Raw genomic sequence first — 25,289 nt, 5'->3', positions numbered from 1 at the left:
CGACGCATCGCGAGCTGGCGCTCGCTCCTACCGGGGTTGGGTAAACCTGCAGGAGCGGTGCATCGCGAGCTGGCGCTCGCTCCTACCGGGGTTGGGTAAACCTGTAGGAGCGAGCGCAGCTCGCGAAGTGCCTTTCAGTCAAGGACGGCGCTCGAAGTTCTTGGCCGCCGCCGCCGCCAGGTCCGGTGGCAGGAAATCGCGGTCGGGGTTGTAGTCCGGCTTCAGGTACCGCGCCAGGTCCTGCAGGTCTTGCGGGCTCAAGGTCCCGGCGGCCTGCTTGAGGCTCAGGTTGTCGAGGATGTAGTCATAGCGGCTGTTGTTGTAGTCGCGCACCGAGGTGTACAGCTGGCGCTGGGCATCGAGCACGTCGACGATGTTGCGGGTGCCGACCTGGTAGCCGATTTCGGTAGCCTCCAGCGCGCTCTGGTTGGAAATGATCGACTGCTTGCGTGCCTTGACCTGTTCCACATCGGTGTTCACCGCACGGTGCAGGTTGCGGGTGTTTTCCGTCACCTGGCGGCGCAGGCTCTCACGCTGTTGTTCGCTCTGGCTCAGGCGCTGGTAGGCTTCGCGCACTTGCGAGCTGGTCAGGCCGCCGCTGTAGATCGGGATGTTCAACTGCAGGCCGATGCTGGTCTGCTCCACGTCACCGCTGTAGCGCACATTCTGCTGCGGCGCGGGGTTGGTGAAGCCCAGGCTGTCGTTGTCGCCCTTCTGGTACTTGGCCACCGCATCGAGTGTCGGCGCGTGGCCAGCCTTGCGCTGGCGCAGGGTTTCCTCGGCGGCGGACACGGCGTAGTTGGTGGCCAGCAGGTTGAGGTTCTGGCGCCCGGCGGTTTCCACCCAGGCCTTGGCATCATTGGGTGTCGGCACCTGTACCGGCAGGGTGTGCACCACGCCTTGCAGCGAGTTGTACTCGCGGTTGGTGAGGGTGACCAAGGCCTCGAAGGCGTCCTGCACCTGGCGCTCGGCAATCAGCCGGTTGGCGCGCGCGGTGTCGTAGCTGGCCTGGGACTGCAGCACGTCGGTCTTGTCGGAAAGGCCCACATCGAAGCGTTCGTTGGACTGGTCGAGCTGGCGCTTGAAGGCCGCTTCCTCGGCCTTGGTGGCCGCCAGGCTGTCCTGGGCACGCAGCACCGAGAAATAGCTTTGCGCCGTTTGCAGGATCAGGTTCTGTTCGGTGGCCGACAGTTCCAGGGCGGCCTGTTCGTTCACCGCTTCTGCGGCCTGCAACTGGAACCAGCGGTCGGCGCGGAAGATCGGTTGCGCCAGGGTGGCGCTCCAGGCATTGCCGCTGCGGTTGGAGGTGATCGAAGGCTCGTCCAGTTTGGTGCGCGTGTTCATCATCTCGGCACCGGCCGACAGGTTCGGCAGCAAGCCGGCACGGGCCTGGGGCACCACTTCGCGGCGGGCGCCATAATCGGCGCGTGCGGCTGCAAGATCGGCGTTGTTGTCCACCGCTTCGCGGTAGACGCTGACCAGGTCGGTCTTCACCGTCGAGGGCACATCCGCCGCCCAGGCCGTTGCGTGGTACGCACAAGACACGGCTATCGCCAGTGAGAGTTTGCGCAGCATAGGGGGCAATCCTTGTACGAAAAATAATTACTGAACTGTTGAGTATCGTCCGACGTGCCAGTGTAGTGCCATGGGCCCCCCGGCAACAATCGCCGCGTGCGCCTTTCATCCTGCTGCAAATTACCCGCTTGGCTTTGTCGGCCACTCCAGTCTAGACTGCGCCTGTTCTTGTCGGGGTGCCTTGAAGCAAAGGCTGAGATCGCATAGGTGCGGATCCCGTTGAACCTGATCAGGTTAGCGCCTGCGTAGGGAACAAGATTGCTCGCCTTCCCGGGGAGCCTCTTGTGCCAGGTCCGGGAATGTCTCAGCTGCTTGCAGCTCGTGGCACCTCGTCTTCGGCACTGCACTCGTCCATGGGTGCGTCCACGCCTTTCAGGTTCTCCCCCGACATTCCGCCCGCTAGGAAGCCGTCTGGAGAGCCTGTGATGACCAAACAAGAAAAAGCGATCAACCTCAGCGAATCGGCGCAAGTCGACCAGCAGTCCGTGCAACCGTTCCCGCGTTCGCGAAAAGTCTATGTCGAAGGTTCGCGCCCGGATATCCGCGTGCCCATGCGTGAAATCAGCCTGGACGACACCCCCACCGATTTCGGCGGCGAGTCCAATGCGCCGGTGCTGGTGTACGACACCTCCGGCCCCTACACCGACCCCAACGTGATCATCGATGTGCGCAAGGGCCTGGCCGATGTGCGTTCGGCCTGGATCGAGGCGCGTGGCGACACCGAGCGCCTGGGCGGGCTGAGCTCCGACTTCGGCCAGCAGCGCCTGAACGACGCCGACCTTGCCAAGCTGCGCTTCGCCCACGTGCGCAACCCGCGCCGTGCCAAGGCGGGCGCCAACGTCTCGCAGATGCACTATGCCCGCCAGGGCATCATCACCGCCGAGATGGAATACGTGGCCATCCGCGAGAACATGAAACTGCAGGAAGCCCGCGCCGCTGGTTTGCTTGACGAACAGCACGCCGGCCACAGCTTCGGTGCCAACATTCCGAAGGAAATCACCGCCGAATTCGTGCGCCAGGAAATCGCCCGTGGCCGCGCGATCATTCCGGCTAACATCAACCACCCGGAAGTGGAGCCGATGATCATCGGCCGCAACTTCCTGGTGAAGATCAACGGTAACATCGGCAACAGCGCCCTGGGCTCCTCGATCGAGGAAGAAGTGGCCAAGCTGACCTGGGGTATCCGCTGGGGCTCGGACACGGTCATGGACCTGTCCACCGGCAAGCACATCCATGAAACCCGCGAGTGGATCATCCGCAACTCGCCGGTGCCGATCGGCACCGTGCCGATCTACCAGGCCCTGGAAAAGGTGGGCGGCGTTGCCGAAGACCTCACCTGGGAGCTGTTCCGCGACACCCTGATCGAGCAGGCCGAGCAGGGCGTGGACTACTTCACCATCCACGCCGGCGTGCTGCTGCGTTATGTGCCGCTGACCGCCAAGCGGGTCACCGGCATCGTCAGCCGTGGCGGCTCGATCATGGCCAAGTGGTGCCTGGCGCACCATAAAGAGAACTTCCTGTACACGCACTTCGACGAGATCTGCGAAATCATGAAGGCCTACGACGTCAGCTTCTCGCTGGGCGACGGCCTGCGCCCAGGCTCGATCGCCGATGCCAACGATGCCGCCCAGTTCGGTGAGCTGGAAACCCTTGGCGAGCTGACCAAGATCGCCTGGAAGCACGATGTGCAGTGCATGATCGAAGGCCCCGGCCACGTGCCGATGCAACTGATCAAGGAGAACATGGACAAGCAGCTGGAATGCTGCGACGAGGCGCCGTTCTACACCCTCGGCCCGCTGACCACCGACATCGCCCCCGGTTACGACCACATCACCTCGGGCATCGGTGCGGCGATGATCGGCTGGTTCGGTTGCGCCATGCTTTGCTACGTCACGCCCAAGGAGCACCTGGGCCTGCCGAACAAGGACGATGTGAAGACCGGCATCATCACCTACAAGATCGCCGCCCATGCCGCGGACCTTGCCAAGGGCCACCCGGGCGCGCAAATCCGTGACAACGCGCTGTCCAAGGCGCGCTTCGAGTTCCGTTGGGAAGACCAGTTCAACCTGGGCCTGGACCCGGACACCGCGCGGGCCTTCCATGACGAAACCTTGCCGAAGGAATCGGCCAAGGTCGCGCACTTCTGCTCGATGTGCGGGCCGAAATTCTGCTCGATGAAGATCACCCAGGAAGTGCGCGAGTATGCCGCCAAGATCGAAACCGTGGACGTGACGGTCGAGGCGGGCATGCGTGAGCAGGCCGAACGGTTCCGCCAGGAAGGCAGCCAGCTGTATCACAAGGTTTAACCACGTACTCACTCTGTTGTAGGAGCGGGCTTGCCCCGCGAAAGCGTCAGCGGCGCCAACGCGCTTGGCAGGCTTGACGCCTTCGCGGGGCAAGCCCGCTCCTGCACAGGGGGTGGCAGCAATCAATCATTCTTCCGGCGAACACAACAATGACATCACCCAGCCAATTCTCCCCCGACCACCCGGTCCCCACCCACCAGCGCATCTTCGGCGCCCGTGACCTGTTCTCGCTGTGGTTCTCCCTCGGCATCGGCCTCATGGTGCTGCAGGTCGGCGCCATGCTCGCCCCTGGCCTGGGCCTGGCGAGCGCGGTACTGGCCATCGCCCTGGGTACTGGCGTCGGCGTGCTGCTGCTCGGCGCCGCCGGCGTCATCGGCAGCGACACCGGCCTGTCGGCCATGGGCACCCTGAAGCTCAGCCTGGGCCGCCATGGCGCCCGCCTGCCGGCACTGCTCAACCTGCTGCAACTGGTGGGCTGGGGCGCCTTCGAGATCATCGTCATGCGCGATGCCGCCAGCCTGCTGGGCGCGCGGGCGTTCGGCGAGGACAGCGCCTGGAACAGCCCGATGCTCTGGACCCTGTGCTTCGGCGCGCTGGCCACCGTGCTGGCGGTGAGCGGGCCGCTGGCATTCGTGCGCAAGGTCCTGCGCGCCTGGGGTATCTGGCTGCTGCTGGGCGCCTGCCTGTGGCTGACCTGGAACCTGTTCGCCAAGGCCGACCTGGCCGAGCTGTGGCAGCGCGCCGGGGATGGCTCGATGTCGCTGGCCGTGGGCTTTGACATCGTCATCGCCATGCCGCTGTCGTGGTTGCCGCTGATCGCCGACTATTCGCGCTTCGCCCGCAATGGCGGGCAGGTGTTCGGCGGCACGGTGCTGGGTTACTTCATTGGCAACACCTGGCTGATGAGCCTGGGCGTCGCCTACACCCTGGCCTTCGCTGCCAGTGGCGAAGTCAACGCGCTGCTGTTGGCCCTGGCCGGCGCCGGCATGGGCCTGCCGCTGTTGCTGATCTTGCTGGACGAGTCGGAAAAGGCCTTTGCCGATATCCACTCGGCCGCCGTTTCCACCGGTGTGCTGCTGCCACTGAAGGTCGAGCACCTGGCCTTGGCCATCGGCGTGCTGTGCACCCTGATTGCCTTGCTGGCGCCGCTGGCCCAGTACGAGAACTTCCTGCTGTTGATCGGCTCGGTGTTCGCGCCGCTGTTCGGCGTGGTGCTGATGGACCACTACGTGGTTCGCCGCCGCCGCCTGCCAGCCCAGGTCGATGGCTTGCACTGGCAGGCGCTGCTGGCCTGGGCCGTGGGCGTGGCGGCGTACCACATCATCGCCGCCAAGGCCCCGGAGCTGGGCGCGACCCTGCCGGCACTGCTGCTGGCAGGTGGGCTACACGGGCTGCTGAGCCTCAGCCGCGGCCGGGAAACAGTTCGGGCTTGAGGACGCCGTTCAGGCGTGGGTAGGGGATCTTCAATTCCACGTGGCCCATGGAGTAGGGCGCGATGGCATAGACCTCGTACTTCACCACCACCGCGCCGTACGTCAGGGCGACGTGCGGCGAGCGCTTGAAGGGCCAGGTTTTGACGAACTCGGCGTCCTTGTCCATGCCCACGCTGATCTGCCAGGCGCGGTGCGATTCCTCGACGGTCTTCCAGAACGTCTCTTCCTGGCCCGGCAGCAGCATGTCCTGCAGGGTCAGCACCTTGTCCAGCTTGCGCGAATAGTTGATGAAGCCGCGCCCCGGCATGCCGTGGGCGCCACCGCTGTCGAGGTAGCTGGACAACTCGACGATCACCAGGCCGTCATGCTGCTCGCGTACCTTGGCTTGCAGGTAGCTGCTGTTGCGTTTGTCGGCACTGGCCAGGAACTGCTGCTCATAGGCCTGCAGGGTGGCCGGCGCGGTGCCATGCTGATTGTCTTCGGTCAGCTGCAGCAGGCGCTGCTCGACAATCGCATCGAGCTTGGGCAGGGCCGGAAAATGGACCATGTCGATGTTCACCAACGGGCAGTCCTGTGCGCTGCAGCCGGGTTTGACATGCTCCCAGGCGTCGCGCTTGACCTCCAGCGGGGCCCGGTAGTTGGGCGCGAACAGGCTCTGGCAGGCGCCAAGGGCGAGTGCCAGCACGGCCACGGAGGTCAGTTTGACAAGTGTCATGATGATCCTTGCAGAACAGGGAAAAGTCGGCCTTTGACCGTCTGCGCGGCCTTCGGTTCGCCACTAAGCTAACAGAGAGAAGACGCGCTGTCCCCAGTGGGCGAACGGTTGCCGGAAAGGGGTGAAACGGGCAACCGTGCGGAGTAGGATGGCGCGAAGCGGTAATCAAGCTGTTGCTGTAGCCATGAGGATTTCCATGTCAGACACGTTGAATTCGGTGCCCAAGGCGGTTGAGATCGCCGAGCGGGCCAACTGCTTCAAGGGCTTCTACAAGCTCGACAAGGTGCGCCTGCGCCACGAATTGTTCGCCGGCGGAATGGGCCGCGAGATCAGCCGTGAGCTGTTCGTGCGCCACGATGCCGTCTGCGTGCTGCCCTACGACCCACTGCGCGATGAAGTGGTGTTGATCGAGCAGTTTCGCGTCGGTGCCTTGGGCAAGATCGACAACCCTTGGCTGATCGAGATGGTCGCCGGGCTGATCGACAAGGCCGAGGAGCCCGAGGAAGTTGCCCACCGCGAGGCCGAGGAAGAAGCCGGGCTGAGCATCAGCGCCCTGTGGCCGATCACCCGCTACTTCCCTTCGCCCGGCGGCAGCGACGAATACGTGCACCTGTTCCTGGGCCGCTGCAGCAGTGCAGGCGCCGGCGGCCTGCATGGCCTGGAAGAAGAGGGCGAGGACATCCGCGTGCGCGTGTGGTCGTTCGACGACGCACTGCAGGCGGTGCGCGACGGCCGGATCTGCAATGCGGCAACCATCATCAGCCTGCAATGGCTGGCACTGAACAAAGACGAAGTTCGAGGTATGTGGAAGTGAACCTGCTGCGTGAGCGTTATCGGGTCGACCTGGCCGGGCTGCAAGCCGCCTGCGAGGCCAACTACGCCCGGCTCATGCGCCTGCTGCCCGACATGCGTACCACCCAGAGCTCGCGGCGCATCGGCATGACCCAGGGCGACCAGATGCTTGGTGTGCTGGCGCTCGATGTGCTGCTGGCCTGCCCGTACACCACCACCTTGCGCGTGCGCCAGGAGCACAGCCTGCCCTGGCTGCCGGTGCCGCACCTGGAAGTGCAGGTGTACCACGATGCGCGCATGGCCGAAGTGATCAGCGCCGAACACACCCGGCGCCTGCGCAGCATCTACCCGTACCCCAACGAAGCCATGCACCAGCCGGACGAAAAAGCCCAGCTGAACCTGTTCCTCGGGGAATGGCTCAGCCATTGCCTGGCGTGTGGCCATGAATTGGCCAGTGTGCGCTGAAATGTGAACGGGGTCGGCTTCGGGTGTTTGCTCGAAACCGATCCACCGCCATAATCGGGGCATAAACCGTTCGAGGAGACGGCCGTTGCCGCACCCAGACCCCTTCCCGGCACCCGTGCATGTGGTGCAACTGACCGATGCCCATTTGTTCGCCGACCCGGCAGGCACGCTGCTGGGCCTCAATACCCGTGACAGCCTGCGCCATGTGGTGGCCCAGGTGCGCCGCGAGCAACCACGCATCGACCTGCTGCTGTGCACGGGCGATTTGTCCCAGGATGGCAGCGTGGCGTCCTATGAGGCGTTTCGCGGGCTGACCGCTGAGCTGGCGGTGCCGACTCGCTGGTTGCCGGGTAACCATGATGAAGCCAGGGTGATGGCCCAGCTGGCGCCCGATTTGGTCGAGGCGGTTACTGATGTCGGGGCCTGGCGCGTGGTCATGCTCAATACGGCGGTGCCGGGCGCCACCCATGGGTTTCTCGAGGCGGACCAACTGGCGGCGCTGGACCAGGCGCTGGCCTCTGCAGGCGAGCGGCATTGCCTGGTGTGCTGCCATCATCAGCCGGTGGATATCGGCTGCGCCTGGATTGCGCCGATCGGTTTGCGCAATGCCGATGAACTGCTGCAGCGCCTGCGCAGTTATCCACAGGTCAAGGGTTTGCTCTGGGGGCATATTCACCAGCCGTGGGATGAACAGCAAGGCGGCCTGCGCCTCTTGGCCACGCCGTCGACCTGCATCCAGTTCGCGGCGGGCAGTGAGGACTTCAAGGTCAGCGAAGAGCACCCAGGCTACCGCTGGATGCGCCTGCATGGCGACGGGCGGCTGGAAACCGGGGTGGAGCGGGCCATCGATTTCGAAGTGAAGCTGGACTTCGACAGCCCAGGGTACTGAACTACCCAAAGCGCACACTTTCCCCCTGTAGGAGCGAGCACAGCTCGCGATGGGCTGCGAAGCAGCCCCTGCGTTCTAGGCTGCGAAGCCGAAGAACCCCCGGGGCCGCTGGCGCGCCCCATCGCGAGCTACGCTCGCTCCTACAGGGGCGTGTGTGCAAGCGGGTGTTTGAAGAAATTGTTGCGAGATTGGCCAAACGGCGCCAACACCCGGCGAACACGCTACACTGCGCGTCCCTGCGCCTGCTCCATCGGGCGCGAAGCCACAGATTCCGGGGGCAGCATGTCGGGTTCCATCCTCTATATCCATGGCTTCAACAGCTCGCCGCTGTCCACCAAGGCGCGCCAGCTCGACGCGGTAATGCAGCAACTGGGGCTTTCGGCCCAGTTGCGTGTGCCCGCCTTGCACCACCACCCGCGCCAGGCCATGGCCCAGCTCGAAGCCGCCATTGCCGAACTGGGCGCGCCGCTGCTGGTCGGCAGTTCGCTCGGCGGCTACTATGCCACCTGCCTGGCTGAGCGCCACGGCCTCAAGGCCCTGCTGATCAACCCGGCGGTCGCCCCGCACCAACGCTTCGACGGTTACCTGGGCAGCCAGCGCAACCACTACAGCGGTGAAACTTGGGAGCTGACCCTGGACCACGTGCAGGCCCTGGCCGAACTGCAAGTGCCGGCGCCGGCCGACCCGGGCCGCTATCAAGTGTGGCTGCAAACCGCCGATGAAACCCTGGACTACCGCGACGCCCAGCGCTATTACCAGGCCTGCGCCCTGCGCATCCAGGCCGGTGGCGACCACAGTTACCAGGGCTTCGCCGAACAGCTGCCAGGCCTGCTGGCATTTGCCGGCATTGCGCGGCAGCAGTATGCGGCGCTCGATTTTTCTGTATTTTGACCTTTTTGCATTCACCAGACTGACGACGAGAACCCATGGCCAATCCCAGCGCTAGCGCCTATAACGCAGACGCCATCGAAGTCCTCTCCGGCCTTGACCCGGTGCGCAAGCGCCCGGGCATGTACACCGATACCAGCCGGCCGAACCACCTGGCCCAGGAAGTCATCGACAACAGCGTCGACGAAGCCCTGGCTGGCCATGCCCGCTCGGTGCAGGTCATCCTGCATGCCGACCACTCGCTGGAAGTGAGCGACGATGGTCGCGGCATGCCGGTGGACATCCACCCGGAAGAGGGCGTGTCGGGCGTCGAGTTGATCCTCACCAAGCTGCACGCCGGTGGCAAGTTCTCCAACAAGAACTACCAGTTCTCCGGCGGCCTGCACGGCGTCGGCATTTCGGTGGTCAACGCCCTGTCGACCCAGGTGCGCGTGCGCGTCAAGCGCGACGGCAACGAATACCAGATGACCTTCGCCGACGGCTTCAAGGCCAGCGAGCTGGAAGTGGTCGGCACGGTCGGCAAGCGCAACACCGGCACCAGCGTGTACTTCAGCCCCGACCCGAAATACTTCGACTCGGCAAAATTCTCCATCAGCCGCCTCAAGCACGTGCTCAAGGCCAAGGCTGTGCTGTGCCCGGGCCTGTTGGTCAGCTTCGAGGACAAGGCCAGCGGCGAGAAGGTCGAGTGGCATTACGAAGACGGCCTGCGCTCCTACCTGGTCGACTCGGTCAGCGAGTTCCAGCGCCTGCCCGACGAGCCGTTCTGCGGCAGCCTGGCCGGCAACAAGGAGGCCGTGGACTGGGCCCTGCTGTGGCTGCCCGAAGGCGGTGACAGCGTTCAGGAAAGCTACGTCAACCTGATCCCCACCGCCCAGGGCGGTACCCACGTCAATGGCCTGCGCCAGGGCCTGCTCGACGCCATGCGCGAGTTCTGCGAGTTCCGCAACCTGCTGCCGCGTGGGGTCAAGCTGGCGCCCGAAGACGTCTGGGAACGCATCACCTTCGTGCTGTCGATGAAGATGCAGGAGCCGCAGTTCTCCGGGCAGACCAAAGAGCGCCTGTCGTCCCGCGAGGCCGCAGCGTTCGTTTCCGGGGTGGTCAAGGACGCCTTCAGCCTGTGGCTCAACGCCCACCCCGAGCTGGGCATGCAACTGGCGGAACTGGCCATCAGCAACGCTGGCCGCCGCCTGAAGGCGAGCAAGAAGGTCGAGCGCAAGCGCATCACCCAAGGCCCGGCCTTGCCCGGCAAGCTGGCCGACTGCGCCGGGCAAGACCCCATGCGCGCCGAGCTGTTCCTGGTCGAGGGTGACTCCGCCGGCGGGTCGGCCAAGCAGGCCCGCGACAAGGAGTTCCAGGCGATCCTGCCGCTGCGCGGCAAGATCCTCAACACCTGGGAGGTGGACGGCGGCGAGGTACTGGCCAGCCAGGAGGTGCACAACATCGCCGTGGCCATCGGCGTCGACCCGGGCGCTGCCGACCTGTCGCAGCTGCGCTACGGCAAAATCTGCATCCTCGCCGACGCCGACTCCGACGGCCTGCACATCGCCACCTTGCTCTGCGCCCTGTTCGTGCAGCATTTCCGCCCGTTGGTCGAGGCTGGCCACGTGTATGTCGCCATGCCGCCGCTGTACCGTATCGACCTGGGCAAGGAAATCTACTACGCCCTCGACGAGGCCGAGCGTGACGGCATCCTCGACCGCCTGGTGGCCGAGAAGAAGCGCGGCAAGCCGCAGGTCACTCGATTCAAGGGCCTGGGCGAGATGAACCCGCCGCAGTTGCGCGAAACCACCATGGACCCGAACACCCGGCGCCTGGTTCAGCTGACCCTGGACGACCTGGCAGGCACCACCGAGATCATGGACATGCTGCTGGCCAAGAAGCGCGCTGGCGACCGCAAGAACTGGCTGGAAACCAAAGGTAACCTCGCCGAGGTCCTGGTTTGATCCGTCTGCTGGTCGCAGCCTGCCTGGCGCTGGTTGCCCTGCCGAGCCTGGCGGGCAACTGGCCGGAGCTCAAGCTTCAGTCCGAGCATGTGATCGATGGCATGCGCGGTGGCAACCTGTCTGGGCTGGCTGCGTGCCGCGGCGGGTTGTGGGGCGTTTCCGACCGGGATGACGACCGTATCTACCGCTTCGACCAGCAAAACGACCTGTGGCGCGCCCAACCCCTGACCTTCACCCCGCCCGCACCGCCGGAAAGCGGTTTGCCCTGGGGGCTGAAGTCGCGCAACTGGGCCGTGTCCTACGTGCGCGGCGGGGAGCTGGATTACGAAGGCATCACCTGCGACCAGGCTGGCAACCTCTACCTGGTCAGCGAGGCCCACGCCGGCGTGCTGCAGGTGCCTGTCGAAGGCGAGCCGCAGTGGTTGAAGATCGACCCGGTGATGGTGCGCCAGGCCCGTGCCAGCGGCATGCTGCTGAACTTCAACGCGCTGTTCGAGGGCGTGGCGATCAACCCGGCGGGCGACCGCCTGTGGCTGGCCGCCGAGCGCGAACGCCGTGGCCTGGTGGCCATCGAGCGGCAACAGTCGGTGTGGACCTGCGGGCGCAGCTGCGTGCTGTTGAGCGAAGCCGGGGTCGAAATGCAACCGGCGCAGATGCCTGAAGCCCGCGCCGTGTCACGGGACTTTGCCGACCTGGCCTGGTTCGAAGGCAAGCTGTTCACCCTGGAGCGCAACGCCTATCGCATCTGCCGGCGTGACAGCAGCAGCGGCAAGGTCGAGCGCTGCTGGTCGTTCGCTGCCGATGCGCTGCAGCCCCAGCGCCGCTACAAGCAGCCCTTCGGCCTGGCCGAAGCGCTGGTGATCGACACCAAGGGTGCCTGGATTGGCCTGGACAACAACAACGGCGCCCGCGCCGATGGTGAAACCCGGCCGGTGGTGTACCGCTTCGAGGCGCCCCAGGGCGGCTGGAGCGCCAACCCATGAGCCAGCCACCGGGCAAGCGCGCGGGCAAGGTGCTGATGATCGTCGCCTGGGCGGCGGCGTTGTTCCTTGCCACGCGCTTCTTCGGCCAGTGGGAGGAGCGCGAGCGCAACCCCAACACGGTGGTGCAGTCTTCCCGCGGCGATGGCTACATCGAGGTGCGCCTGCTGGGTAACGGCCAGGGGCATTTCGTGGCTGACGGTGCGATCAACGGCCAGGTGGTGCATTTCATGCTCGACACCGGTGCCACCGACGTGGCGATTCCCGAGGCGATGGCCGCCGACCTGAACCTGGCGCGGGGCAGCCCGGTGGTGCTGAGTACCGCCAATGGCCGCACCGAAGGCTACCGCACCCGGCTCGATACCTTGCAACTGGGCGATATCCGCCTGCAGAACGTGCGCGCCCTGGTGGTGCCGGGCCTGGATGGCCAGACCGTGCTGCTCGGCATGAGCGCCCTGAAACAACTTGAATTTACCCAGCGCGGCGGCACCATGCTGCTGCGCCAGAACCTGAAATGACGAGGCCCGCATGAGCGACTCACTGGAACTCAGCCTCGACGGCGTCGAACGCCGCTCGCTGGCTGACTTCACCGAACAGGCCTACCTCAACTATTCCATGTACGTAATCATGGACCGGGCCCTGCCGCACATCGGCGACGGCCTGAAGCCGGTGCAGCGACGCATCGTCTACGCCATGAGCGAGTTGGGGCTCGATGCCGATGCCAAGCACAAGAAGTCCGCGCGTACCGTGGGCGACGTGCTCGGCAAGTTCCACCCCCACGGCGATTCGGCCTGCTACGAAGCCATGGTGCTGATGGCGCAGCCGTTCAGCTACCGCTACACCCTGGTCGATGGCCAGGGCAACTGGGGTGCGCCGGACGATCCGAAGTCGTTCGCTGCCATGCGTTACACCGAGGCGCGCCTGTCGCGCTACTCGGAAGTGCTGCTCAGCGAAGTGGGCCAGGGCACCGTCGACTGGGTGCCGAACTTCGACGGCACCCTGCAGGAGCCGGCCGTGCTGCCGGCGCGCCTGCCGAATATCCTGCTCAACGGCACCACTGGCATCGCCGTGGGCATGGCCACCGACGTGCCGCCGCATAACCTGCGGGAAGTCGCCAGCGCCTGCGTGCGCCTGCTCGATGAGCCCAAGGCCACCATCGAGCAGCTGTGCGAGCACATCCAGGGCCCGGACTACCCGACCGAGGCCGAGATCGTCACCCCGCGTGCCGAAATCCAGAAAATCTACGAAACCGGCCGCGGCTCGATCCGCATGCGCGCCGTGTACCGCGTCGAGGATGGCGATGTCGTCGTCACCGCGCTGCCGCACCAGGTTTCCGGGGCCAAGGTGCTGGAGCAGATCGCCGCGCAGATGCAGGCCAAGAAGCTGCCGATGGTGGCCGACCTGCGTGATGAGTCCGACCACGAGAACCCCTGCCGCATCGTCATCATCCCGCGCTCCAACCGGGTGGATGCCGATGAGCTGATGCAACACCTGTTCGCCACCACCGACCTTGAAAGCAGCTACCGGGTCAACGTCAACATCATTGGCCTGGATGGCCGGCCGCAGCTGAAAAACCTGCGGGCCTTGTTGCTGGAATGGCTGGAGTTTCGTACCAATACCGTTCGTCGTCGCCTGCAGCACCGCCTGGACAAGGTCGAACGGCGCCTGCACCTGTTGGAAGGTTTGCTCACCGCGTTCCTCAACCTCGATGAAGTGATCCATATCATTCGCACCGAGGAGCACCCCAAGCAGGCGTTGATCGAGCGCTTCGAACTGACCGAAATCCAGGCCGACTACATCCTCGAAACCCGCCTGCGCCAGTTGGCGCGCCTGGAAGAGATGAAGATCCGCGGCGAGCAGGATGAACTGCTCAAGGAGCAGGCCAAGCTGCAAGCGCTGCTGGGCAGCGACGCCAAGCTGCGCAAGCTGGTGCGCAGCGAACTGATCAAGGACGCCGAAACCTATGGCGACGACCGCCGCTCGCCGATCGTCGAGCGCGCCGAAGCCAAGGCCCTGTCGGAAAACGAACTGATGCCGACCGAGCCGGTGACCGTGGTGCTGTCGGAAAAGGGCTGGGTGCGCTGCGCCAAGGGCCACGACATCGACGCCACGGGCCTGTCGTACAAGGCCGGCGACGGCTTCAAGGCTGCAGCCGCCGGGCGTTCCAACCAGTTTGCGGTACTGATCGACTCCACCGGCCGCAGTTATTCGGTGGCCGCCCATAGCCTGCCGTCGGCCCGTGGCCAGGGCGAGCCGTTGACTGGCCGCCTGACCCCACCGCCAGGCGCCACCTTCGAGTGCGTGCTGCTGCCCGATGATGACGCGCTGTACGTGGTGGCCTCGGACGCGGGCTATGGCTTCGTGGTCAAGGGCGAGGACCTGCAGGCCAAGAACAAGGCCGGCAAAGGCCTGCTCAGCCTGCCCAACGGCGCCAAGGTCATGACCCCGCGCCCGGTGGCCAACCGCGAGCAGGACTGGCTGGCCGCCGTGACCACCGAGGGGCGCTTGCTGGTATTCAAGGTTTCCGACCTGCCACAGCTGGGCAAAGGCAAGGGCAACAAGATCATCGGTGTGCCCGGTGATCGGGTGGCCAGCCGTGAAGAATTTGTCACGGATCTTGCGGTGATCGGCGAGGGCGGGACCCTTGTATTGCAGGCCGGCAAGCGTACCCTGTCCCTTAAAGGCGATGACCTTGAGCATTACAAGGGTGAACGTGGCCGACGCGGCAGCAAGCTGCCACGGGGCTTCCAGCGCGTCGACGGGCTGCAGGTAGAGATGCCGGGATAAACCGACGAAATGTCTGGAACGGCAATTTCAGCGCCGTTCCGGGCAGAAATGCTGGAGTCGGGCCGATATTTCGCGGATGATAGTGCTCCTGTGGTGCCGGCGTGGCCGTGTGCCCGATTGAATTGTTATCAGTATCACTGCGGTTTGCCTGGTAGCGACCGCCTGGATGGGTTGAATGAAATTCCTGCGCCTTCCATTTGCGCTGTTGATGACGGGTTTGCTGGGGCTGGGCGGGTGCAGCATGCATCAGCCAGTGGCCCTGTACCAACTCGACAGCGGTGATCCTGGCCAGCCTTCGCAGAGTGCGGGCATGGCCGTGGTGCTTGGCCCTGTGTCGGTGGCCGATTACCTGCAGCGCGAAACCTTCCTGCAGCGTCAGGCCGATGGCAGCCTGAGTTCGGCGACCGACGGTCGTTGGGCCGGCAGCCTCTCGTCAGACATCGACCAGTTGCTGGTGCGTCAGTTGGCCTGGCGCCTGGACAGCCAGCGCGTGGTTCTGGCACCGGCGAGCACGGGCTTTACGCCTGACGTTCAGGTGTTGCTGTCGATCACCCGCCTGGACTCTGGCAAGAACCAGCCGGCGATCCTCGACGCCCAATGGCGCCTGCTCGACCGCCGTGGCCATGTGCGCGACAACCGCATCGTTCACCTGGAACAGGCGCACGAAGGCAGCGAGTCGGCGCAGGTTCAGGCCCAAGGGCAGTTGCTGCAAAAGCTGGCTGAACAGCTGAGCACGGCGGTCAAGCCGCTGGCCAACCAGCCGGTGATTGCCGAAGAGCCACCGAAGAAGCCGGCAGCGCCTGTTCAGGTGAAGAAGGAACCGGAGAAGTCGAAGATTCCAATGGCGTCGCCGATTCGCACCGATATGGAAGTCTATCGGTTCTGATCGAGCCTCCAGATACAAAAAAGCCCGCGAACATGCGGGCTTTTTTGTGGGCGCCGCGAGCGGCGCCATCGCGAGCTGCGCTCGCTCCTACCGGATTAGCGCAGGATCTGGAACTTTGTTCAGAGCCTGGTAGGAGCGAGCGTAGCTCGCGATAGCGATATCAGCCCCAGCACAAATCCCGAACACGCAAGTGGCGATATCAGACCCGGCGCTCGTGCATCCGTGCCAATTGGCGCTCCAGCATCGACGGATAGGGCTCCATCAACCGCTCCACGCAGCACGCGCCCTCGGGGCTGGCAATCGGGCGAATACGGGCACGCTTGCGGATCAGGTCGTCGTCGCTGATCTGCCGCTCCACCAGCAGCAGGTTGCGGCTGTGCTGCGACAATGCCAGGGCATCCTGGGCCTTTTCGGCCATCAGCAAATCAACCTGCTCCAGCCCCTGCAGGTCGTCGCCCAAGGCCAGGCCCAGCTGCAGCTGCAGGGTAATGCCACTGTCGGCCACCTCGATCTGCAGGGCATGGCCCAGGGCGCGCAGCAGCTCGCCGCAGCAGATGGCGTTGGTCAGGTAGTCCTCGCCACATTCACGGCTGTGGAACAGCACCAGGGTGCTGCCGTCGTTGAGGGTATGGATTTCGCCTTCGTACAGCGACGCGGCCTGCTCCAGGCAGCCGCGGTAGCGCTCCAGCAGCTCGGTCAGGCGCGTACGCGGCAGGCGCCGCAGTTGCTCCTGGGAGCCCAGCTGTACCGCCAGCACGGCGGTGTTCTGTGGTTCGTCGGACTCGACCACGGCGGGCTTGGCCGCAGGCTGCTCGTCGTCGTCCAGCAGCCCGGCGAAGGCCTCGTCGTCGGCCTCGTCCGCCTGCACCACGGCCTTGGCGCGCTGGGCAAGGCGGGCAGGGGCTTCGTCATGGGCCTCTTCGAAGTCGTCCTCGTACTCCTCTTCCTCCTCCGGCTCAGGCTCTGGCGGAGGCGGCGGGGCCAGGCGCGCATGCAACTGGCGGGCGATATCGCCGATCTCATCCTGGCGGTCGGTGGCCGGGGTGTAGGGGTGTGGATCACGCAGCCAGACCCGCAGTTGCAGCAGCGGCAAGGTGATGTGACGGCCCTGGCGCAGGCTCAGGCTCAAGGCCAGTGCCAGCAGGATGGCGGCCAGGATGCCCATGCTTTGCAGGCTGATCAGCATCGGTTGCTGGAACTGGCTCATGTCCAGGCTGATACGCAGCTGACCGGCGGTCACGTCCTGGAAGGTGATCTTGGTCTGGTACAGGCCCTCGGCCTCGCCCAGCAGGCCATTGCGCGGGCGCTGGCCGGCCTCGGCGAGGATGCGGTTGTCCACGCTGTAGATCGCCGCATGGGCCACCAGCGGGTTCTTCACCAGGTTACCCAGCAACACGTTGAGGCTGAGGATATCGTTGGACACCAGCAGCTCGGTCGCCGAGGTTGCCGTCTGGATGGTCAGGCTCTGGCCAAGGGCGTCGGCCTGCTCGTGCATGGCCTGCTTGAACTGCAGGCCCATCACGCAGGCATAGATCACCAGCGCCAGCGCCACCAGGAAAATGTTGGTGCTGGCGATGCGCAGTGCCAGGGGAACGCGACGTTGGCGCAGGGCACGGAAGATCATCACGAAGAAATTGTCGGTCTTTACGGGCGTGGGCCGGTTCACAGAGCGCGGCTCTTAATGGCATAAAAGTGTTGCGCAGTATAGCGAGCCGTGTTTTGTCGGCAAAGTATCGTTGGCGCCCGATGGTCATGGAAAATCGGTAGAATGCGCATTTTTCATCGAAGTCGGAGCCAGGTTGTGCGCGAAATCGTTCTGATCAACATCACCGGTGAGGACCGTCCGGGTCTGACCGCCGCCATTACCGGCGTCCTGCTCCAGGGCGGTGTGAACATCCTCGACATCGGTTTGGCCGTGATGCACGGCACCCTGTCGTTCGGCATCCTGGTCGACATTCCGGACAACGAAGTGGCCACCAGCCTGCTGCAGAGCGTGCAGTCCAAGGCCCACGAGCTGAACCTGCAGGCCCGCTACACGCCGATTTCCGAGGCCGATTACCAGCATTGGGCCGATGGCCAGGGCGAGCCACGCCACATCGTTACCCTGCTCAGCCGCAAGATCACTCCCGAGCAGCTGCAGCGGGTGAGTGCGATCATCAGCCAGTATGGCCTGACCATCGAGCGTATCGAGCGCCTGTCGGCCCGCGTGGCCCTGGGTGCACCGAGCGAGAAGGGCAAGGCGGCGCTGGAAATTTCCGTGCGCGGCGTGCCTAGCGATGCCCAGGCGCTGCGTGCCGAGTTCTTTGCGCTGGCCGAGGCACTGAACATCGACATCGCCTTCCAGAAGGACGACCTGTTCCGCCGCAACCGCCGCCTGGCGGTGTTCGACATGGACTCGACGTTGATCGAGGCCGAGGTCATCGACGAACTGGCCAAGGCAGCCGGCGTGGGCGAGCAGGTGGCGGCCATCACCGAGCGCGCCATGCGCGGTGAGCTGGACTTCCGCGCCAGCTTCAAGGAGCGCATGGCGCTGCTTAAGGGCCTGGATGTCAGCGTGCTGGACCAGATCGGCGCTTCCCTGCGCCTGACCGAAGGCGCCGAGAACCTGTTCGCCGAGCTCAAGCGCCTGGGTTACAAGACCGCCATCCTGTCCGGCGGCTTCACCTACTTTGCCCGCCAGGTGCAGGCACGCCTGGGCATCGACTACGTGTTCGCCAACGAACTGGAAGTGGTGGATGGCAAGGTCACTGGCGTGGCCGTGGAGCCCATCGTCGACGCCCAGCGCAAGGCCGACCTGCTCCAGCAACTGGCCAACGAAGAAGGCCTGCAACTGGACCAGACGATTGCCGTGGGCGATGGTGCCAACGACCTGCCGATGCTGTCGTTGGCGGGCCTGGGCGTGGCTTTCCGTGCCAAGCCGCTGGTGCGCCAGTCGGCCAAGCAGGCCATTTCGACCCTGGGGCTCGATGGCGTGCTGTACCTGCTGGGGCTTCGCGATCGCGATACCCGTCACTGATTGGTGGCTGCTTTGGCGGCCCTATCGCGACCTGCGGTCGCTCCTACGGGGGTGGTGTATTCCTGTAGGAGCGACCGCAGGTCGCGATGGGGCCCTAAAATTACTGCTACTAGGCCAATTGCGAACTGTTCTAAGTTAGCTGCAAACACCGATCTACGCTTGGACCCGTACGGCTCACCCATCGACCGTACTGGCCCGGGGGGAGTCCCCGTGGCCATCAACTTCAAGGAGAAGAAGTTCATGTCCAAGTACGCAGTGGAAAATCAATGGGGCGGTAACTCGGCACCTTGGCATCCCGGTGGAATCTGGGTGCTGGGCGGCCGGGACAACCAGAAGGTGGTGTCGGTCGACGTCAAATCCAATGACGGCGGCCAGACCCTGCAAGGGGTCATGACCTATGCCGGCGAAGGACCGATCGGCTTCCAGGGCAAGCGCATCGCGCAGAACCGTTACCAGGTGCAGAACCAGTGGGGTGGCAACAGCGCCCCTTGGCACCCGGGTGGCGAATGGGTGATCGGCGGGCGCGACAACCAGAATGTCGTTGCCCTGACCGTGAAATCCGACGATGGCGGCCTCACGCTCAACGGGACCAACACCTACATCGATGAGGGCCCGATCGGTTTCCGCAGCCTTCTAGGCTGACGGCCCGCCGAACAGGCACCTCCCGGCCACAAGCCGGGAGGTGCTGAAGGGTCAGGCCTGTTGCGCCCCGGCAAGGAACTCGCCCATGCGCACCGCCGAGCCTGCACCCAGCGACTCGGCCCATTTCACCTGCTCTGGCCCGAACAGCACGATCGCCGTGGAACCCAGCTTGAAGCGCCCCAGTTCGGCGCCTTTTTCCAGGTGAATCGGCGCGCGGCTTTGTTCGTCGTAGCGGAAGGTCTTGAGCTCACGCTTGGGCGGGGTCACAAGGCCGGCCCACACGGTTTCGACAGAGGCGACGATCATCGCCCCCACCAGCACCACGGCCATTGGCCCACGCTCGGTATCGAACAGGCACACCACGCGCTCGTTACGGGCGAACAGCTCCGGCACGTTTTCGGCGGTGGTCTGGTTGACCGAGAACAGCCGGCCCGGCACATAGACCATCTCGCGCAGGGTGCCGGCCAGCGGCATGTGTACGCGGTGGTAATCCTTGGGCGACAGGTAGATGGTGGCGAATTCGCCGCCCATGAACGGCGCAGCCAGCGCCGGGTCACCGCCCAGCAACTCCAGCGCGCTGAAACTGTGGCCCTTGGCCTGGAAGATACGGCCGTGCTCGATCGGGCCCAGCTGGCTGACGGCGCCGTCGGCCGGGCAGAGGATCGCCCCAGGGGTTTCGTCCAGCGGGCGCGCGCCTGGCTTGAGGGCGCGAGTGAAGAAGGCGTTGAAGTGCTCGTAGGCGGTGAGGTCTTCGACCAGCGCCTCGCTCATGTTCACCTGGTAGCGCTTGGCGAACCAGGCGGTGAAGGCGTTCTTGAACCAGCGCGCGCGGCACTCGGCGATGCAGCCGGCCAGCCGCGACAGCAGGTGATGCGGCAGCAGGTACTGGCTGATGATGAACAGACGGGATTTCATGCAGGTTCCTTAGACTTCTACAGGCGTGTCCGGGTGGTTGCCCCATTCGCTCCACGAACCGGCGTAGGCCTTGATGCGTGGGTAGCCGAGGGCCTTGGCCACCAGGTAGGTGAAACCGGAGCGGCGGTGGGTTTGGCAGTGGGTGATCACTTCCTTGTCGGGGGTGATGCCCAGTTGCTGCAGTACCTCGGCGATGTCTGCGCGGATGCGCAGGTGGTCGTTGAGGTCCATGCCGGCGGTCCATTCGAAATTGACGGCGCCGGGAATGTGCCCGGCCTTGGCCGCCAGCACTTTCTCGCCGTTGAATTCCTGTGGGCCACGGGCGTCCCAGATAACCAGGTCATCGGCGCCCAGGCGGCTCTGCAGGTACTCCCGGGTGGCGGTGGGTTCGCCGTGCACGTGCAGGTGCACCGGGGCATTGCCTGGCGTGGGCACGTCGGTGGAGAGCTGGTCCGATGGCCAGGCCTGGATGCCGCCGTTGAGGTAGTGGTAGCGGGTGTGGCCGATGACGTCGAGCAGCCAGATGAAACGGCCGGCCCAGCCGCCGCCTTCATCGTCGTACACCACGTACACCGCATCGTCACGGTGGCCGAGTTCGCTGAACAGCTTTTCCAGCTCCGCCTGGGCCGGCAGCAGGCCGGGTGCCGGAGGCTGGCCAAGCTGGGTGCGCTTGCCTTCGACGAAGCGGGCGCCGCTGATATGGCCGCTGACATAGCGGTTGGCACTGCTCAGGTCGACCAGAATCAGCTGGGGCGAAGCCAGGCGCGGCAGCAAGTCCGCGGCTTCGATCACCAGGGGCAGGCCGGAAAAGTCAGACATCCACGTTCTCCAGTGTGGAAAGAGAGCCGATTGTAGCGCAAGCCTCAGGCACTGCGGTTGGCAAACACGGCCAAGGCGCGCTCAAGGCATTGCGAGGTTTTTCCAAAGGCCTGCACGCTGACATCGGCCAGCGGCTTGCCGCCCTGGTCGGCCACCGCCAGCATCAGCACCTGGTCACCGACTGCCAGCGAACGCAGCAGCAGGTGCTCGCTGCGAAACAGCGCACGCAGGGGCGCCGGCAGCAGGGCCGAGAACTGGGCGTGGTTGTCTGGCGTCAGGCGCAGCTGGCCGGCCTTGCTCATCAGCTTTTGCAGCAACCGGTTCTGCTCGATGGCCAGGGCGATGCCCCCGGCCTCCTTGGGCAGCCCGGCGATCTGCTGCACGCGCAGGTAATCGCAGGCCTTGTCCAGGCTCAGCAGCATGATGCGCTGCATGCCGCAGGCTTCCAGGGCTTCGCGCGCGTGGGTGGCCAGGTGCACGGCGTTGGTGAACGGGCTGGGCTGGGCCAGCAGCTCCTGGCACAGGGTGCGCCAGCGGCCCAGCGCCTCACTGGAGGGGGGCGGTGGGGTGAGCATGTCCGGGTGCGGGCGGCGCTGGTCCCAGGGCCAGATCAATGCCTCGGCGGGGTGGAACAGGGCATGTCGGGCATGGCGGCGGGCACTGGCGGCGGCCTGCTGGTGAACCTGCTGCTGCACGTCTTCCAGCGACGTTTGCAGGTACAGCGCGGTCAGCAGCTGCCAGCGCAGCATGTGCGGGTTGTCCCAGCCCACTTGCGCGGCCAGGGCCAGGTTGTTGGCCAGCAGCACGGTATTGGCCGGCTCGTTGAACCAGCGGCGCAGGCCAGGCTCTTCGTCCAGGCGGTGCTGCTGGTTGAGCAGGTCTTCGTCGCGGGCGATGCTCAGCACCAAGGCCAGCTGGTCGCGCTCCTCAAGCAGCAGGCGGTAGCCCTGGGTGACCCAGCGGGGCAGGCGCCAGTGCTCGGCCATGGCCTGGCACAGGGCGAAGATACGCACGCCGAACAGTTCCTGTTCCACGTCGGCGGCCACCTCACCTTTATGGATAACCCGTAGCTCCCAGGCATCCAGCAGTTTCGGGTGGGCCAGGGCCAGTGGCCACAGGGGGGCGAGAAACAGCAGGCTGCCCCAGTGAATTTCCTGCCACAGGCGCGCCAGGCGGCTGGCGAACAGGCCGCTGGCCTGCTGCGCGGCGTGCTGGCTGATCAGCAGGAACTGGCGCAACACGGGCGGAATGTCGTCTTCCGGCACCGAAGGCAGGCGCATCAGCAGTTCCTTGCTGCGCACCAGCCCCAGGCGGTTGAGGGCGATTTCCAGGCTTTCGGCCGGGTCGGCCTGGCTGGCATTGGCCGGGTGGTTGGCCTCGCGCATCACCGACAGCACCAGGGCGGGGCTATCCTGCATCAGTTCGGCGATGTCACGCAGCGAACGGCGGCTATCATTGATGGCGCTCAGAACCCGGTCGTAACTGTGCTTGGGCACCGGCACGCGCAGGCCGTCCAGCTGCTTGATCCAGGCTTCTAGCGTATGCGGAGTCTGAGTGGGCACCTTGGTTTCCATTGGCATTTTGACATCAGTCCGAACTGGCTTTTCGCTTTGAGTGGCTATAGTCTGGCGCAGTTCTGCCGATAAGTAGAAGAAGAGTTTTAAGGCTCCCGTCCCTCACCCTGACCACGACAGCAAGTGCTTTGAACCTATGGCTAAAATTATCGGCATCATCGTCGTATTCGCGAGCGTGCTCGGCGGATATGTGCTCTCCCACGGCAAGATCGCGGCGCTGATCCAGCCATTCGAAGTGCTGATCATCGGCGGTGCGGCCTTTGGCGCCTTCATGCAGGCCAACCCCGGCTACATGACCATGCACGTGGTCAAGAAGTCGATGAAGATGTTTGGCTCGCGCTTCACCCACACCTTCTACCTGGAGGTGCTGGGCCTGGTGTACGAGATCCTCAACAAGAGCCGCCGCGAAGGCATGATGGCGATCGAGAGCGATATCGAAGACGCCGCGGCCAGCCCGATCTTCGCCAAGTACCCGGCAGTGCTGGGTGATGAGCGCATGACCGCATTCATTTGTGACTACCTGCGCATCATGTCCACCGGCAACATGGCCCCGCACGAGCTCGAAGGCTTGTTCGACATGGAGCTGCTGAGCATGAAGGAAGAGCTGGAGCACCCCTCCCACGCGGTGACCGGCATCGCCGACGGCATGCCCGGCTTCGGTATTGTCGCGGCGGTACTGGGTATCGTGGTGACCATGGCGTCGCTCGGTGACGGCGACCAGAAGGCCATCGGCATGCACGTGGGTGCGGCGCTGGTGGGTACCTTCTTCGGTATTCTCGCCGCCTACGGCTTCTTCGGCCCGCTGGCCAAGTGCCTGGAGCACGATGCCAAGGAAGAACTCAACCTCTATGAGTCGATCAAGGCCTCGCTGGTGGCTTCGGCCTCTGGCATGCCGCCTTCGCTGGCCGTCGAATTCGGGCGCAAGGTGCTGTACCCCAAGCATCGCCCAAGCTTCGCCGAACTGGAACAAGCGGTTCGCGGTCGCTGAGTCATGGAAAACAATCAGCCGATAATCATCAAGCGCGTCAAGCGCTTTGGCGGCGGCCACCACGGCGGCGCCTGGAAGATCGCCTTCGCCGACTTCGCCACGGCGATGATGGCGTTCTTCCTGGTGTTGTGGTTGTTGTCCACGGCCACGCCCGAGCAGAAAATCGCCATTGCTGGCTACTTCAAGGACCCGATCGGCTTCTCCGAAAGCGGCACGCCCTACATCATCGACCTGGGCGGCTCGCCGCAGCTGGCGCCGGAAAAGACCATCAACCCGGAAATGAAGTCCGAACCTACGCCTGACACCAGCATCCAGCTGGACAAGGACAAGGTCGAAACCATGGCCGAGCAGGTTGAGCAAGAGCGCCTGCAACTGCTGTTGCAAGAGTTGAAGGACAAGGTCGAGGAAAACCCGCAGCTGCAGAAGTTCAAGGACCAGATCCTGTTCGAGATCACCCAGGACGGCCTGCGCATCCAGATCATGGATAACGACAAGCGGCCGATGTTCGACATCGGCAGTGCGCGCCTGCAGCCGTACTTCGAGGACATCCTGCTGGCCATGGCCGACACCATCAAGGCGGTGCCGAACAAGATCAGCATCAGCGGCCACACCGATGCCAAGCCGTATGCCGGCAGCGGCGAGTTCGGCAACTGGGAGCTCTCGGCCAACCGCGCCAACGCCGCGCGCCGTGCGCTGCTGGCCGGTGGCTACCCGGACGGCCAGGTGGCGCGGGTGGTGGGCTATGCCTCGTCGTCGCTGTTCGACAAGCAGGACCCGTTCAACCCGGTGAACCGTCGTATCGACATCATCGTCCTGACCAAGAAGGCCCAGCAGAACATCGAAGGCGAGCAGGGCACGCCGAAGGCTCCGGACCAGCCCGCCCAGCCGGCGGCGCCTGCCGGGGCTGGGGCGGCGGCACCGGCTACGCCGGCAGCACCGGGGGCCGGCGACACGCCGATGCAGCCGCGGGAGCTGCGCCAGAAGCTGAATATCTTCGAGGATGGGACCTTGAAGATGGATGAGCAGAAGGACCAGTAACCGCTGGGGTCGCGTTGCGGCCCAAGCGCGACCTGCGGTCGCTCCTACGGGGGGATGGGTGTTCCCCCGTAGGTTGCGACAGGCCCTCAAAACCCCCGCCTGATCTTGGCCTTGAGGTCGGCATGAAAGAAATCTGCATTGTCCCGGTCGGCGCAGGTTCCGCGCGCCGTGGGCAACACCATCGCCCGCTGGAACGTGCATTCATCGTGGTAGGCCCGCACGAACAGGTCGATATGCGCCCGTTCCCGCATCACCGGCCAGCGGCTCAGAAAGCCCGTTAGCGGCTCGTCCCCGGCGCGGTAGAAGCATACCCGCCGGTTGGCCATCACCGCCGCCCCCAACAGCCACGCCGTCCACCAATCCTCGCCCGCCGCTGCCGGCAACAGGCCGATCCAGTGGGTGGCATCGCTCATCTGCTGGCAGCCGTTGCCATAAAGGTCGTCATGGGTCTGGCCGTCGGCGTCGAACAGAACAAGCTGCGCGGTGATGCCTTCGAGCAGCAGGCGCTCGTTGAGGATGAAGGCGTCGAGCCGCGCCTCCTGGCAGTAGCTGATGAACACCGGCATTGGCGTTGCCCTCCCTGAAGTGAAGCCATGACCTTCAGGGAAAGCGCGGGAAGGGGCAATAGATGACGGAAA

The 25,289-nt window shown here is 64.8% G+C and carries 22 protein-coding genes and 1 riboswitch; of the genes, 15 read left to right on the top strand and 7 right to left on the bottom strand.

What is annotated here, in order from left to right; all coding sequences use genetic code 11:
• Window positions 1-138: 138 nt before the first annotated feature.
• Window positions 139-1,575, bottom strand: a complete 1,437-nt coding sequence (locus F3J44_RS03325) for a TolC family outer membrane protein (RefSeq protein ID WP_167067090.1) — start codon at window positions 1,573-1,575, stop codon at window positions 139-141.
• 162 nt (window positions 1,576-1,737) lie between these two features.
• A riboswitch (TPP riboswitch) is annotated at window positions 1,738-1,844 on the top strand.
• A 156-nt stretch (window positions 1,845-2,000) separates the two neighbouring features.
• On the opposite strand from F3J44_RS03325, the gene thiC reads away from it, so the two are divergent.
• Both thiC and cytX read left to right on the top strand, forming a co-directional pair.
• The gene (gene thiC / locus F3J44_RS03320; RefSeq protein WP_167270626.1) at window positions 2,001-3,881 is read left to right on the top strand and encodes a phosphomethylpyrimidine synthase ThiC; all 1,881 of its coding nucleotides are present in this window, start codon (window positions 2,001-2,003) and stop codon (window positions 3,879-3,881) included.
• Window positions 3,882-4,030: 149 nt separating this feature from the next.
• Window positions 4,031-5,314, top strand: a complete 1,284-nt coding sequence (gene cytX / locus F3J44_RS03315) for a putative hydroxymethylpyrimidine transporter CytX (RefSeq protein WP_167270624.1) — start codon at window positions 4,031-4,033, stop codon at window positions 5,312-5,314.
• On the opposite strand, the gene F3J44_RS03310 is transcribed toward cytX, so the two are convergent.
• Window positions 5,283-6,029, bottom strand: coding sequence for an RsiV family protein (locus F3J44_RS03310; protein ID WP_167270622.1), 747 nt, complete (start codon window positions 6,027-6,029; stop codon window positions 5,283-5,285). The genes cytX and F3J44_RS03310 overlap by 32 nt on opposite strands.
• 196 nt (window positions 6,030-6,225) lie before the next feature.
• On the opposite strand from F3J44_RS03310, the gene F3J44_RS03305 reads away from it, so the two are divergent.
• The 9 genes from F3J44_RS03305 to F3J44_RS03265 all read left to right on the top strand — a co-directional run bounded on the left by F3J44_RS03305 (window position 6,226) and on the right by F3J44_RS03265 (window position 15,659).
• On the top strand, window positions 6,226-6,843 hold the full coding sequence (locus tag F3J44_RS03305) for an NUDIX domain-containing protein (protein ID WP_167067078.1): 618 nt from the start codon (window positions 6,226-6,228) through the stop codon (window positions 6,841-6,843).
• On the top strand, window positions 6,840-7,286 hold the full coding sequence (locus F3J44_RS03300; protein ID WP_370526437.1) for a DUF1249 domain-containing protein: 447 nt from the start codon (window positions 6,840-6,842) through the stop codon (window positions 7,284-7,286). The genes F3J44_RS03305 and F3J44_RS03300 overlap by 4 nt, the downstream gene beginning before the upstream one ends.
• Before the next feature lie 85 nt (window positions 7,287-7,371).
• Window positions 7,372-8,175: a 3',5'-cyclic-AMP phosphodiesterase gene (cpdA, locus tag F3J44_RS03295; RefSeq protein WP_167067072.1), complete on the top strand. Its 804-nt coding sequence runs from the start codon at window positions 7,372-7,374 to the stop codon at window positions 8,173-8,175.
• Window positions 8,176-8,457: 282 nt separating this feature from the next.
• Entirely contained in the window at window positions 8,458-9,066 is a 609-nt protein-coding gene (locus tag F3J44_RS03290; protein ID WP_167067070.1) for a YqiA/YcfP family alpha/beta fold hydrolase, read from the top strand.
• A gap of 35 nt (window positions 9,067-9,101) precedes the next feature.
• Window positions 9,102-11,006, top strand: a complete 1,905-nt coding sequence (gene parE, locus F3J44_RS03285; RefSeq protein WP_167067067.1) for a DNA topoisomerase IV subunit B — start codon at window positions 9,102-9,104, stop codon at window positions 11,004-11,006.
• Window positions 11,003-11,989 (top strand): esterase-like activity of phytase family protein, encoded by a 987-nt coding sequence (locus tag F3J44_RS03280; protein ID WP_167270621.1) that lies wholly within the window; start codon window positions 11,003-11,005, stop codon window positions 11,987-11,989. Before parE ends, F3J44_RS03280 begins: the two co-directional genes overlap by 4 nt.
• Window positions 11,986-12,504, top strand: coding sequence for a TIGR02281 family clan AA aspartic protease (locus F3J44_RS03275; RefSeq protein ID WP_167067061.1), 519 nt, complete (start codon window positions 11,986-11,988; stop codon window positions 12,502-12,504). Before F3J44_RS03280 ends, F3J44_RS03275 begins: the two co-directional genes overlap by 4 nt.
• A gap of 10 nt (window positions 12,505-12,514) precedes the next feature.
• The gene (gene parC / locus F3J44_RS03270) at window positions 12,515-14,773 is read left to right on the top strand and encodes a DNA topoisomerase IV subunit A (protein ID WP_167067058.1); all 2,259 of its coding nucleotides are present in this window, start codon (window positions 12,515-12,517) and stop codon (window positions 14,771-14,773) included.
• Between the two features lie 175 nt (window positions 14,774-14,948).
• On the top strand, window positions 14,949-15,659 hold the full coding sequence (locus F3J44_RS03265) for a membrane integrity-associated transporter subunit PqiC (RefSeq protein ID WP_167270620.1): 711 nt from the start codon (window positions 14,949-14,951) through the stop codon (window positions 15,657-15,659).
• 199 nt (window positions 15,660-15,858) lie between these two features.
• Here F3J44_RS03265 and F3J44_RS03260 read toward each other — a convergent pair whose 3' ends face one another.
• A complete protein-coding gene (locus F3J44_RS03260) occupies window positions 15,859-17,325 on the bottom strand; it encodes a histidine kinase (RefSeq protein ID WP_167067052.1) in 1,467 nt (488 codons plus the stop codon).
• A 135-nt stretch (window positions 17,326-17,460) separates the two neighbouring features.
• Here F3J44_RS03260 and serB point away from each other — a divergent pair, with 135 nt between their 5' ends.
• Both serB and F3J44_RS03250 read left to right on the top strand, forming a co-directional pair.
• On the top strand, window positions 17,461-18,675 hold the full coding sequence (serB, locus tag F3J44_RS03255) for a phosphoserine phosphatase SerB (protein WP_167270619.1): 1,215 nt from the start codon (window positions 17,461-17,463) through the stop codon (window positions 18,673-18,675).
• Between the two features lie 210 nt (window positions 18,676-18,885).
• On the top strand, window positions 18,886-19,317 hold the full coding sequence (locus F3J44_RS03250; RefSeq protein ID WP_205299653.1) for a hypothetical protein: 432 nt from the start codon (window positions 18,886-18,888) through the stop codon (window positions 19,315-19,317).
• A gap of 51 nt (window positions 19,318-19,368) precedes the next feature.
• Here F3J44_RS03250 and asd read toward each other — a convergent pair whose 3' ends face one another.
• Genes asd through F3J44_RS03235 form a run of 3 tightly spaced genes read right to left on the bottom strand, consistent with a single transcriptional unit; the run spans window position 19,369 to window position 22,613 of the window.
• Window positions 19,369-20,232: an archaetidylserine decarboxylase gene (gene asd, locus F3J44_RS03245; protein WP_167067046.1), complete on the bottom strand. Its 864-nt coding sequence runs from the start codon at window positions 20,230-20,232 to the stop codon at window positions 19,369-19,371.
• Window positions 20,233-20,241: 9 nt separating this feature from the next.
• A complete protein-coding gene (locus F3J44_RS03240; protein ID WP_167067043.1) occupies window positions 20,242-21,051 on the bottom strand; it encodes a rhodanese-like domain-containing protein in 810 nt (269 codons plus the stop codon).
• A gap of 44 nt (window positions 21,052-21,095) precedes the next feature.
• Complete coding sequence (locus tag F3J44_RS03235; RefSeq protein WP_205299652.1) at window positions 21,096-22,613, bottom strand: HDOD domain-containing protein; 1,518 nt, start codon at window positions 22,611-22,613, stop codon at window positions 21,096-21,098.
• 148 nt (window positions 22,614-22,761) lie between these two features.
• Between F3J44_RS03235 and motA the strand changes: the two genes are divergently transcribed.
• Window positions 22,762-23,613: a flagellar motor stator protein MotA gene (gene motA / locus F3J44_RS03230; RefSeq protein ID WP_167067036.1), complete on the top strand. Its 852-nt coding sequence runs from the start codon at window positions 22,762-22,764 to the stop codon at window positions 23,611-23,613.
• 3 nt (window positions 23,614-23,616) lie between these two features.
• On the top strand, window positions 23,617-24,651 hold the full coding sequence (motB, locus tag F3J44_RS03225) for a flagellar motor protein MotB (RefSeq protein WP_167270617.1): 1,035 nt from the start codon (window positions 23,617-23,619) through the stop codon (window positions 24,649-24,651).
• Window positions 24,652-24,737: 86 nt separating this feature from the next.
• On the opposite strand, the gene F3J44_RS03220 is transcribed toward motB, so the two are convergent.
• Window positions 24,738-25,217 (bottom strand): molecular chaperone Tir, encoded by a 480-nt coding sequence (locus tag F3J44_RS03220; RefSeq protein WP_167067030.1) that lies wholly within the window; start codon window positions 25,215-25,217, stop codon window positions 24,738-24,740.
• Between the last annotated feature and the right edge of the window lie 72 nt (window positions 25,218-25,289).

The organism is Pantoea sp. Tr-811 (assembly GCF_011752535.1).
GTDB lineage: Bacteria > Pseudomonadota > Gammaproteobacteria > Pseudomonadales > Pseudomonadaceae > Aquipseudomonas.
The sequence above is the reverse complement of the archived record's forward strand: the minus strand, read 5'-3'. Positions and strand labels throughout refer to the sequence as shown.

Coding starts and splice junctions, on each gene's coding strand:
- F3J44_RS03325 (WP_167067090.1), bottom strand. CDS start 1,575: ATGCTGCGCAAACTCTCACTGGCGATAGCCGTGTCTTGTGCGTACCAC.
- F3J44_RS03240 (WP_167067043.1), bottom strand. CDS start 21,051: ATGTCTGACTTTTCCGGCCTGCCCCTGGTGATCGAAGCCGCGGACTTG.
- F3J44_RS03305 (WP_167067078.1), top strand. CDS start 6,226: ATGTCAGACACGTTGAATTCGGTGCCCAAGGCGGTTGAGATCGCCGAG.
- asd (WP_167067046.1), bottom strand. CDS start 20,232: ATGAAATCCCGTCTGTTCATCATCAGCCAGTACCTGCTGCCGCATCAC.
- F3J44_RS03275 (WP_167067061.1), top strand. CDS start 11,986: ATGAGCCAGCCACCGGGCAAGCGCGCGGGCAAGGTGCTGATGATCGTC.
- F3J44_RS03220 (WP_167067030.1), bottom strand. CDS start 25,217: ATGCCGGTGTTCATCAGCTACTGCCAGGAGGCGCGGCTCGACGCCTTC.
- F3J44_RS03290 (WP_167067070.1), top strand. CDS start 8,458: ATGTCGGGTTCCATCCTCTATATCCATGGCTTCAACAGCTCGCCGCTG.
- F3J44_RS03265 (WP_167270620.1), top strand. CDS start 14,949: ATGAAATTCCTGCGCCTTCCATTTGCGCTGTTGATGACGGGTTTGCTG.
- motA (WP_167067036.1), top strand. CDS start 22,762: ATGGCTAAAATTATCGGCATCATCGTCGTATTCGCGAGCGTGCTCGGC.
- thiC (WP_167270626.1), top strand. CDS start 2,001: ATGACCAAACAAGAAAAAGCGATCAACCTCAGCGAATCGGCGCAAGTC.
- parE (WP_167067067.1), top strand. CDS start 9,102: ATGGCCAATCCCAGCGCTAGCGCCTATAACGCAGACGCCATCGAAGTC.
- cytX (WP_167270624.1), top strand. CDS start 4,031: ATGACATCACCCAGCCAATTCTCCCCCGACCACCCGGTCCCCACCCAC.
- motB (WP_167270617.1), top strand. CDS start 23,617: ATGGAAAACAATCAGCCGATAATCATCAAGCGCGTCAAGCGCTTTGGC.
- parC (WP_167067058.1), top strand. CDS start 12,515: ATGAGCGACTCACTGGAACTCAGCCTCGACGGCGTCGAACGCCGCTCG.
- F3J44_RS03310 (WP_167270622.1), bottom strand. CDS start 6,029: ATGACACTTGTCAAACTGACCTCCGTGGCCGTGCTGGCACTCGCCCTT.